This window comes from Cyanothece sp. BG0011, assembly GCF_003013815.1.
Classification (GTDB): domain Bacteria; phylum Cyanobacteriota; class Cyanobacteriia; order Cyanobacteriales; family Microcystaceae; genus Crocosphaera.
Genome location: NZ_PRLH01000031.1, coordinates 1 through 9,994 on the forward strand (window position 1 = coordinate 1; position 9,994 = coordinate 9,994).

A 9,994-nucleotide genomic window follows, 5' to 3' on the forward strand; every position below is an offset into this window, starting at 1 on the left:
AGATTTAAAAACAGCGATCGCTCAAGGGGCTAATGCAGATGAGTTGAAACAAGTGAGTTTACAGGGTCAACCATCTTCTTTAATGGCCACAGGATTAGAATTAGTTAAACAAGGACAAATCAGTTTAACGGACTTAAAGCAATTGTGTCCTAAAGACCCCAACCTCTCCACTGCCTCCCAAACCATTACCCCATTACCCACAGAAGTCCTTCAGCGTATTGAAACAATGGAAACATTGTTAATGACCTTGACCCAAGAATTAACTCAACTCAAACAAGCATTTACCTCCCCCGTTCCCTCGAAAGAACCGATACAAACCAATACTTCTTTAGACACTTCCCTACCCATTGCAAGAGTTGATGAAGCTTCACAAGCCACTCAAATTAATGAACATTTAGCCCCACCCATCGATCTTTCTAAAGAAACCATTACGGCCGATTCTAATTTATACGAAGAATTACAAGATCCCGGAGATTGGGAAGCCTTAAAACGAGAATTAGACCCCAATAAGGAAACCATGGTAACAACAGATTTACCGTCGTCTGAACAGACAACCGCTAATCCTTTGAATTCAATTCCTGATCCCTGGTCATAACATTCAAGAAGAGACTCTTCCCGTTTTCTAGGAAGAGTCTTCATCATCAGGGTTAACTATTCTGTTGCTTGGGGGTTGCTTGATTCTTCTTCTGTTTCAGACTCGGTGTTCTTTTCTTCTTCTAACGTTCCTTTAGGAACCAATTCCACTGTGGCTTTTTCTTGTAACCAATTAAGGGTTTTCTCAGTAATCAGTTGTTCTTCTACCACGTCTCGTAACTTCTCAGCATCCACCTCTTGTCCTTGCAATTGTTCTTTTATTTCATTGCTTCTTGCTTCAATTTCTGATTCTTCTAGGGTAAGAGACTCAACTTTAGCAATTTCTTGTAAAATCAAGGTTTGTTTGAGTCTTTCGATCGCTTCAGGACGAGCATTTTCTCTTAATTTGGGTAAGTTTTCTTGAGTGAAGAGTTGCCCTAAATCAATCCCCATTTGTTCCATTTGCATGGCGGTTTGAGTGAGGACTCTAGTCACTTCATCTTGAACTAAGGTATCAGGAAGGTCTACGGTAGAAACTTTGCTCAATTCTGAAGTAATGGCAGTGTGAATACTTTGTTTGGTCTCCTTTTCTGCTGATTCTTGGAATTGCTTTTCTAAGGACTCTCTAAGTTCGGCTAGGGTTTCGTACTCACTCACTTCCTCAGCGAAATCATCATCTAATTGCGGTAATTCTTTGGCTTTTAGTTCTTTGAGGGTAATGGTAAAGGTCACTGGTTTGCCGGCTAAATCTTCCCTAGGATAATCATCAGGAAAGGTTAGGGGTAATTCTTTGGTTTCTTCGGGTTTCATGCCGACAATTCCCTCGACCATCCCCTCAATAAATTTCCCCTGTTCGAGATCCACCCGAAAGTCAGTTCCTTCTACTCCTTCGATGGGTTGTGCTTCTTCTTCTCCTTCAGGGGTGGCCACACCTTTATAGTCCACAATGGCCACATCTCCCATTTGGGCCCCGCGATCTTCGACAGGAACGAGGGTGGCTAATTGTTCTTGTCGTTCTTTGAACCAGTCTTCTAACTGTTGAGGATCATAGACCGTTTCTTCGGCTTTAACCGAAAGGGATTGATAGTCTCCTAATTCGACGGTTGGAGGCACATCCACGGCCGCTAAAAAGGTAAACGGTTCTCCTGGCTTAAATTTTTCAATCAGTTCGTCTAAACTCGAACGTAAGCTATAGTTACCGATCGAGTTGATGGATTCTTGTTCTATGGCTTTTTCTAAGCTTTTTTGGACTAATTCTTCTAACGTAACCGCTTTAATATAACGAGTCCCTAACCGTTGCAGCAAAATGGGACGAGGAACTTTACCTTTACGAAACCCAGGAATATTGGCAGTACGGGCCAAGGTTTTGACCTTGGTTTCATAGGCTTTTTTACCAGTTTCGGCGGGAATTTCAATTTCTAAGCCAATTTGACTATCGGGGAGTTTTTCCTGGGTGACTTTCATAGAGATTACAATTTCGGACAATTTATCATTATGCCATTCTTGGCTCACTAGAAACAAGCTTAAGGTTACTTGATCAGCCTTACTTTTATGTTTAAGTTAAGTTGCTTCTAGTTGACCAGTGGTCAAATAGCTTTATTATTCTAACCTGAGTATCTCTAAATCCATCGGATTTTGTCTCAGTGTTAGGGAAATTTTAAGATTTATCGTCACGTCCCCAACTGACTTAATCCGACTCTCTCATTTTGTATCTAGTTTTCAGTTAGAGTTTAAGCAGCAGCAAAATTCTTTCTAGACCAAGAATATTGCTACTTCTGATTAGCTAAATTTTTGATATACTTGATTCATATGCACTATTCGAGGTTTGAGGAGTAATGACCACGACCCTAGCACTACAGCGCGATCGCAACAACCTTTATAGTTATTTAATGATCTCCTTGAGAAAAATATGTTACCTTCCATAGGAAGGTTTTAATGAGATTGAGTCAACCCTAAAACAAGGGATTAAGTTTTTTTGAAACTATCAATCCTAAGGAGATAAAAATGGCAATCAAATAAAACTCGTCAAAGATAACATTGAGGTTTAGTGAGCTTCTATTTCTTGCCCTAGAAATCTCAAATCTCTAGTCAATTTTATTTTTCATTATATCTAAGATTCTATCATTACTATCACTCTCACACCCAAGATAAAAAAATAAAAATGTTACTAATAATACCTAATTATTTACATAATTCAGATACACTTAGGAGAAAATGATTTCAATGAATGCTTTTAGATTTATCAGCTTACTACAAAACTATAGTTTTGCATAGGATTAATTAATGTCCCATAATATCCCAAACTCGGTAATTAATTAGTAAGTTTAATCAAAGTTATTAATAATTGTTATACATTTCTTATGACAACAGAATCAATGAGTAGTATTCCTAGATTTGATTGGTCGGCTAACCAGAGTCTTCAATCAGAGGTGGTTGTCAAAACAATCAACGCAGTTGAAGAAACTCGTGAAGCCTTACAACTTCTGCAGTCCCGTAAAGTGGTTATTTTAGTCTTAGATCAATTAACCACAGACAAAGCCCAACGGGTAGTAGATTGGATGGCAGGGGGAACTTGTGCCATTGATGGGCAAACGTTTTGGATTAGTGAAAAAACATTTATGTTTGTCCCCAATCAAGTCGAAATCAAATCCCAACGCTCTGCTCCTAGTTCTGCTTCCCCTTGTTTAAAAGAGTTATTGAAAGACTCCCCTAGTTAACTCGGTGGTTTAGCCATCAACTCACCTAGAGAAGCCAACCTATTACTTTACAAAGCAATTCTACACCGAAAATGCTATCAATATCTACTCTTTAGTACCACGAACTTTTAGGGCGTTAGTGCCAGTATTGCTCAAGGTTTTTAGTGGGTGGATTAAGACTTGTTGGTGAGGATTACTTGGAAACAGGTCTAAGGGCAATCCTTTTAATGATACCACCCAACATAAACCCTGTTTTTCTAGCAGTCGAACAAGGAGTTTGTGACTGCTGATAATGACCAGATTGTACTAAAGATAGGGTTCAATTATTTTTCTAATGGCTTGTCTGCGAAAGCCAATTGTTTCGGCAGGAGTGGGAGAGGATGAACTTTGAGGCTTCCCCGAAATGCAAAATATACTCAAGAAGCTGACTGCTAATTGCTGAGTGCTTTTTTAAACTAGCCATTAAGGTGACAATAGCTAACACAATAAGTTTGAGATTAAAGATAAGATTTTTTGTTAGGATTGCAAATTGCCTATAATTGTAGCAATTGTGCGATTCGTTGAGCTAGAAAGCTTGTACCAACAAGTGTGTAGCTCGTCTGAACCTTGACAAATAAATATGTTCAGTTTCAGATAACTGTTGATTTGTTGGCTAAAGGAGCCACATTCGGAGTCAAAGGAGCAAAATCCTGAGAATGACGACATAACCCTCCGTTTTGGACTTAGTAAACCCAGGATGGAAGCAGGGTTAAAAAGGGAAACCCGTCGTGAAACAGCGTGATAAGTCGTTTTCCGAGTCAATTGGTCATGTTAATCAAATACTTAAAACCTGTAATCAGAGGATGGTGTAACTATTACCGAACTGTAGCAAGTAAGGAAACATTCTCATCCGAAGACCATCAACTATGGTTAATGCTAAGAGCATGGACAGTCACAAGAACAAGGAAAGCCAACTGGAAAAAACTCTCTAAGTATTTCTCATACGGAAAACACTGAGTATGGACATTTCGCACCAAAGAAATGCAACTGTATTATCACACCGAAACGGAAATAAGGAGACATCAACTGGTCAAACCTGAAGCCTCACCTTATGACGGAAACTGGACATATTGGAGTACACGACGTGGTAACTACCCTGAAACACCTAATGGAGTCGCAAGACTTTTAAGGAAACAAAAAGGTAGATGCACGTTATGCGGACAACACTTCACTCCTGATGACTTGATAGAAGTTGACCACATCATCCCGAAATCGAAAGGCGGTAGGGATGAATATAAAAACTATCAAGCTCTGCATCGTCACTGTCACGATGTCAAAAGCAGAAATGACGGTTCTTATGATTGGTCAGATAACGGCTATGAATGGAAAGATGATGTATTAACAGTACCCATGACAAGGGACTAATTACCGAAAGCCGAATGAAGGGAAACTTTGTGCGATTCGTTGAAGCTGCGAAGCTCTGGAGAACAGAGAAGTAGAGGCTTCCAGGCGATGACGGGGAGAAAACCGTATGTAACCTGAACTGATAGTCGGATGTGGGTTAAAGTCCCACCATCTAAGAGAAAGATGACTCCTTATCTGGCACTGCCGAGTAAGCTCGGAATCTTACAGAGCAAAGCGTGCATCAGGGCGGAATTAGAGCCAAAACAGATTAGGCACACTACCGCTAATAGGAAGATGTCATGGGTAAACAGATTCTAGAAAAGTGTCTTACCCTTGAGCCACAATCTGAATAACCAATGTGGACTCCGTTACCATTAACTCTCGCAGTGTTATTAGAGTTGATAACTGCTTCTCCGAGAAGGTAACAGGCAAAGTGAATCACTCTAAAACATCAGCCAATCTGACTATCGGAACGAATAAAAACTCTGATACTTGGTTCTGGGGGATATCCAAACCCAGATAGGATGGACGAGCATCGGAAAACCAAGCAGAGGGTAGGATGAGGCGTAATTGCCAAAAGGAAACCAGAGAATGTTCGATAATTGAAGGACAGGGATTATGACGCATAACACCAGTTATAGCGATGATTGGAAAGACATCCGATGGAAGCAACTCCAGAAGACACTCTTTCGACTTCAAAAGAGAATATTTAAAGCAATTAGAGAAGGAGACAAGGCTAAAGCTAAAAGAATTCAGAAGCTAGTTCTCTCCTCCTACGCAGCTAGAATGCTGGCTATCAGGCAAGTGACCCAATTAAATCAGGGTCGTAAAACCGCAGGAATAGATGGTAAAAAGGCTTTGACGTTCAAAGAACGATTTGAATTAGAAGAAACCCTGAAACTCAAGACAAAGACCTGGAAACATCAAGGATTACGAGAAATCCCCATCCCCAAAAAGGACGGAACCAAACGAATCCTAAAAGTCCCAACCATCGCCGACAGAGCATGGCAATGTCTTGTCAAATACGCTCTAGAACCAGCCCATGAAGCAACATTCCATCCCAGGAGCTACGGGTTTAGACCAGGGCGAAGCGCACACGACGCACAAAAAGCCCTGTTTCTACATCTCAGAAAAAGCACTAATGGAATTGATAAAAGAGTTCTTGAACTTGATATCAGCAAATGCTTCGACCGCATATCACACCAAACTATATTAGAACAAGTGATTGCTCCCGAATCTGTCATCAAAGGGTTACGCAAATGCCTTAAGGCAGGAGTTAACCCAGAATTTCCCAATCAAGGAGTACCACAGGGAGGTGTTTGTTCACCTTTATTGGCAAATATCGCTCTCAATGGCATCGAAAAAATCGGGGAATTTAGAAGCAGGGGCATAACTTATTCCAAATGTGTCAGATATGCTGATGATATGGTGTATGTTCTCAAACCAGAAGATGATGCGGAATCAATACTTGCCCAAGTAGAGGAATTTCTCGCTCAAAGAGGAATGGAAATTAGCCAGAAGAAAACTAAAGTAACAGCCTCGATAGATGGATTTGACTTCCTAGGATGGCATTTCTATGTCCAGAAACACAACGGAAAATTTAAAAGCATTCCCTCAGTGGAAAATTTCAAAGCATTCCGTGATAAAGTCAAACACATCGTCAACAACTCTAATTATGGGGCGAAGGTAAAAACAATCAAACTCGCTCCCATTGTAAGAGGATGGCGCAACTACCATAAATATTGCAAAATGGACGGCTCAAGGTTTAGCCTATGGCACTTGAGTCGAGAACCTTCAAAAAGTTCAAAAAACAAAAGACCATCAACCGATACCAAGCAATAGAATTGATTAAAAGAGCCTTTCCAAACATTAGCTACTCTGAAAACAGTTTTGCCAACGTCAAAGGGACCAAATCACCCTACGACGGAGATATAAACTACTGGTCAAAGAGAAACAGTGTCCTCTACGATGGAAGTACAGCAAAAACGCTTCGCCGACAAAACCATTCATGTGGTTATTGTGGTCTGAAATTCATCGACGATGAAAAAGTAGAATTGCACCACATCGACGGCAACCACAACAATTGGAGACCTAAGAACCTCTTAGCAATCCATAACAGTTGTCATCATTATACTCACATGAGCAAAGGACGGAAAGACCAAGGTTTTCGGAAGCCGAGTGCAGGGAAACCCGCACGCTCGGATTTCACAGAGAGGGGCGAAGCATGATAGCTTCCCTCGACTCTACCGTGCGATTCGTTGAAGCTGCGAAGCTCTGGAGAACAGAGAAGTAGAGGCTTCCAGGCGATGACGGGGAGAAAACCGTATGTAACCTGAACTGATAGTTGGATGTGGGTTAAAGTCCCACCATCTAAGAGAAAGATGACTCCTCATCTGGCACTGCCGAGTAAGCTCGGAATCTTACAGAGCAAAGCGTGCATCAGGGCGGAATTAGAGCCAAAACAGATTAGGCACACTACCGCTAATAGGGAGATGTCATGGGTAAACAGATTCTAGAAAAGTGCCTTACCCTTGAGCCACAATCTGAATAACCAATGTGGACTCCGTTACCATTAACTCTCGCAGTGTTATTAGAGTTGATAACTGCTTCTCCGAGAAGGTAACAGGCAAAGTGAATCACCCTAAAACATCAGCCAATCTGACTATCGGAACGAATAAAAACTCTGATACTTGGTTCTGGGGGATATCCAAACCCAGATAGGATGGACGAGCATCGGAAAACCAAGCAGAGGGTAGGATGAGGCGTAATTGCCAAAAGGAAACCAGAAAATGTTCGATAATTGAAGGACAGGGATTATGACGCATAACACCAGTTATAGCGATGATTGGAAAGACATCCGATGGAAGCAACTCCAGAAGACACTCTTTCGACTTCAAAAGAGAATATTTAAAGCAATTAGAGAAGGAGACAAGGCTAAAGCTAAAAGAATTCAGAAGTTAGTTCTCTCCTCCTACGCAGCTAGAATGCTGGCTATCAGGCAAGTGACCCAATTAAATCAGGGTCGTAAAACCGCAGGAATAGATGGAAAAAGGCTTTGACGTTCAAAGAACGATTTGAGTTAGAAGAAACCCTGAAACTCAAGACAAAGACCTGGAAACATCAAGGATTACGAGAAATCCCCATCCCCAAAAAGGACGGAACCAAACGAATCCTAAAAGTCCCAACCATCGCCGACAGAGCATGGCAATGTCTTGTCAAATACGCTCTAGAACCAGCCCATGAAGCAACATTCCATCCCAGGAGCTACGGGTTTAGACCAGGGCGAAGCGCACACGACGCACAAAAAGCCCTGTTTCTACATCTCAGAAAAAGCACTAATGGAATTGATAAAAGAGTTCTTGAACTTGATATCAGCAAATGCTTCGACCGCATATCACACCAAACTATATTAGAACAAGTGATTGCTCCCGAATCTGTCATCAAAGGGTTACGCAAATGTCTTAAGGCAGGAGTTAACCCAGAATTTCCCAATCAAGGAGTACCACAGGGAGGTGTTTGTTCACCTTTATTGGCAAATATCGCTCTCAATGGCATCGAAAAAATCGGGGAATTTAGAAGCAGGGGCATAACTTATTCCAAATGTGTCAGATATGCTGATGATATGGTGTATGTTCTCAAACCAGAAGATGATGCGGAATCAATACTTGCCCAAGTAGAGGAATTTCTCGCTCAAAGAGGAATGGAAATTAGCCAGAAGAAAACTAAAGTAACAGCCTCGATAGATGGATTTGACTTCCTAGGATGGCATTTCTATGTCCAGAAACACAACGGAAAATTTAAAAGCATTCCCTCAGTGGAAAATTTCAAAGCATTCCGTGATAAAGTCAAACACATCGTCAACAACTCTAATTATGGGGCGAAGGTAAAAACAATTCAAACTCGCTCCCATTGTAAGAGGATGGCGCAACTACCATAAATATTGCAAAATGGACGGCTCAAGGTTTAGCCTATGGCACTTGAGTCGAAGAACCTTCAAAAAGTTCAAAAAACAAAAGACCATCAACCGATACCAAGCAATAGAATTGATTAAAAGAGCCTTTCCAAACATTAGTTACTCGGAGAACAGTTTTGCCAACGTCAAAGGGACTAAATCACCCTACGACGGAGATATAAACTACTGGTCAAAGAGAAACAGTGTCCTCTACGATGGAAGTACAGCAAAAACACTTCGCCGACAAAACCATTCATGTGGTTATTGTGGTCTGAAATTCATCGACGATGAAAAAGTAGAATTACACCACATCGACGGCAACCACAACAATTGGAGACCTAAGAACCTCTTAGCAATCCATAACAGTTGTCATCATTATACTCACATGAGCAAAGGACGGAAAGACCAAGGTTTTCGGAAGCCGAGTGCAGGGAAATCTGCACGCTCGGATTTCACAGAGAGGGGCGAAGCATGATAGCTTCCCTCGACTCTACCCACGTTCGGTTTGGAATGGAGGGGAAGGAGGCGACTCCTTTCTCGACCCTAATCTTTAACACCATTCGTTTAAAATTTTTTGAGTTTTGTTATGAATACTGGGCTACCACCTCAAACCACGGTACACGATCGCTTTCAGATTTTACGCCAACTAGGTCAAGGAAAGCTAGGGAGAACCTATTTAGCCCAAGATAGTCATCGCTTCAATGACTTATGTATTCTCAAAGAATTTGCTCCCGATGTCAATGATCCTTTCGCCCTGAAAAAAACAGAAGAACTATTTCAACGCAAAGCACAAATTCTTTATCAGTTAGAACATCCTCAAATCCCTCGTTTTCGGGAATTATTTTTCTTGCCAATATAAAGAAAAACCACCCTTTTTTTAGTACAAGATTATGTACAAGGAGTTACTTATGATCAACAATTACAGCAACGACTAAAAGAAGGGAAAGGATTGACGGAAAGAGAAATCAAACAATTTTTATTAGATGTTTTTACCCGTTCTGGATTACCTTCATGAAAAAGGTATTATTCATCGGGATCTTACCCCGAAAAATATCATTTGTCGTCAAGATGATAACTTACCCGTTTTAATCGATTTTGGGAGCGTTAAGCAACTATCGACTATTGCTAATACCTATTTTAAACATCCAGAATTATTAACCAGTAAAATTATACAGGTCGGTCAACCGGGGTATGCACCCCAGGAACAGATCGAAAAAGGGATCGTCACTGCCAATAGTGATTTATACAGTTTAGCGGCCACAGCGTGTGTGTTACTGACGGGACAAGAAGCCTTACAATTACAAGACCGGCAGAGTTTGAACTGGCGTTTACCCCCAGAGGTAGCCATCAGTCCTCATTTAAGCCAGATTTTACTGAAAATGTTGGCTAA

Annotated in this window: 6 protein-coding genes and 4 pseudogenes; 7 read left to right on the forward strand and 3 right to left on the reverse strand. The window is 41.1% G+C overall.

Annotation, left to right across the window (positions count from 1 at the left end):
- Positions 1 to 595 (forward strand): annotated as a pseudogene (locus tag C4E06_RS05055) (secretion system protein E); the annotation flags it as partial.
- Between the two features lie 56 nt (positions 596 to 651).
- Here the strand turns inward: C4E06_RS05055 and tig are convergent.
- The gene (gene tig, locus C4E06_RS05060; RefSeq protein WP_107667093.1) at positions 652 to 2,037 is read right to left on the reverse strand and encodes a trigger factor; all 1,386 of its coding nucleotides are present in this window, start codon (positions 2,035 to 2,037) and stop codon (positions 652 to 654) included.
- A gap of 896 nt (positions 2,038 to 2,933) precedes the next feature.
- On the opposite strand from tig, the gene C4E06_RS05065 reads away from it, so the two are divergent.
- Together C4E06_RS05065 and C4E06_RS05070 are read left to right on the forward strand one after the other, a co-directional pair.
- On the forward strand, positions 2,934 to 3,290 hold the full coding sequence (locus C4E06_RS05065; RefSeq protein WP_107667094.1) for a cell division protein SepF: 357 nt from the start codon (positions 2,934 to 2,936) through the stop codon (positions 3,288 to 3,290).
- Between the two features lie 786 nt (positions 3,291 to 4,076).
- Positions 4,077 to 4,673: pseudogene (locus tag C4E06_RS05070) on the forward strand (group II intron maturase-specific domain-containing protein); the annotation flags it as partial.
- Between the two features lie 417 nt (positions 4,674 to 5,090).
- Here the strand turns inward: C4E06_RS05070 and C4E06_RS05075 are convergent.
- Positions 5,091 to 5,279, reverse strand: coding sequence for a hypothetical protein (locus tag C4E06_RS05075; protein WP_107667095.1), 189 nt, complete (start codon positions 5,277 to 5,279; stop codon positions 5,091 to 5,093).
- Between C4E06_RS05075 and C4E06_RS05080 the strand changes: the two are divergent.
- A pseudogene (locus C4E06_RS05080) lies at positions 5,268 to 6,880 on the forward strand (group II intron reverse transcriptase/maturase). The gene C4E06_RS05075 and the pseudogene C4E06_RS05080 overlap by 12 nt on opposite strands.
- 408 nt (positions 6,881 to 7,288) lie before the next feature.
- Here the strand turns inward: C4E06_RS05080 and C4E06_RS05085 are convergent.
- Positions 7,289 to 7,477, reverse strand: coding sequence for a hypothetical protein (locus tag C4E06_RS05085; RefSeq protein WP_107667096.1), 189 nt, complete (start codon positions 7,475 to 7,477; stop codon positions 7,289 to 7,291).
- On the opposite strand from C4E06_RS05085, the pseudogene C4E06_RS05090 reads away from it, so the two are divergent.
- The 3 genes and pseudogenes from C4E06_RS05090 to C4E06_RS27630 all read left to right on the forward strand — a co-directional run.
- A pseudogene (locus tag C4E06_RS05090) lies at positions 7,466 to 9,079 on the forward strand (group II intron reverse transcriptase/maturase). The gene C4E06_RS05085 and the pseudogene C4E06_RS05090 overlap by 12 nt on opposite strands.
- A 111-nt stretch (positions 9,080 to 9,190) precedes the next feature.
- The gene (locus C4E06_RS27625; protein WP_198648329.1) at positions 9,191 to 9,463 is read left to right on the forward strand and encodes a hypothetical protein; all 273 of its coding nucleotides are present in this window, start codon (positions 9,191 to 9,193) and stop codon (positions 9,461 to 9,463) included.
- 124 nt (positions 9,464 to 9,587) lie between these two features.
- On the forward strand, positions 9,588 to 9,994 hold a 407-nt coding region (locus C4E06_RS27630; RefSeq protein WP_198648330.1), incomplete at its 3' end, for a protein kinase.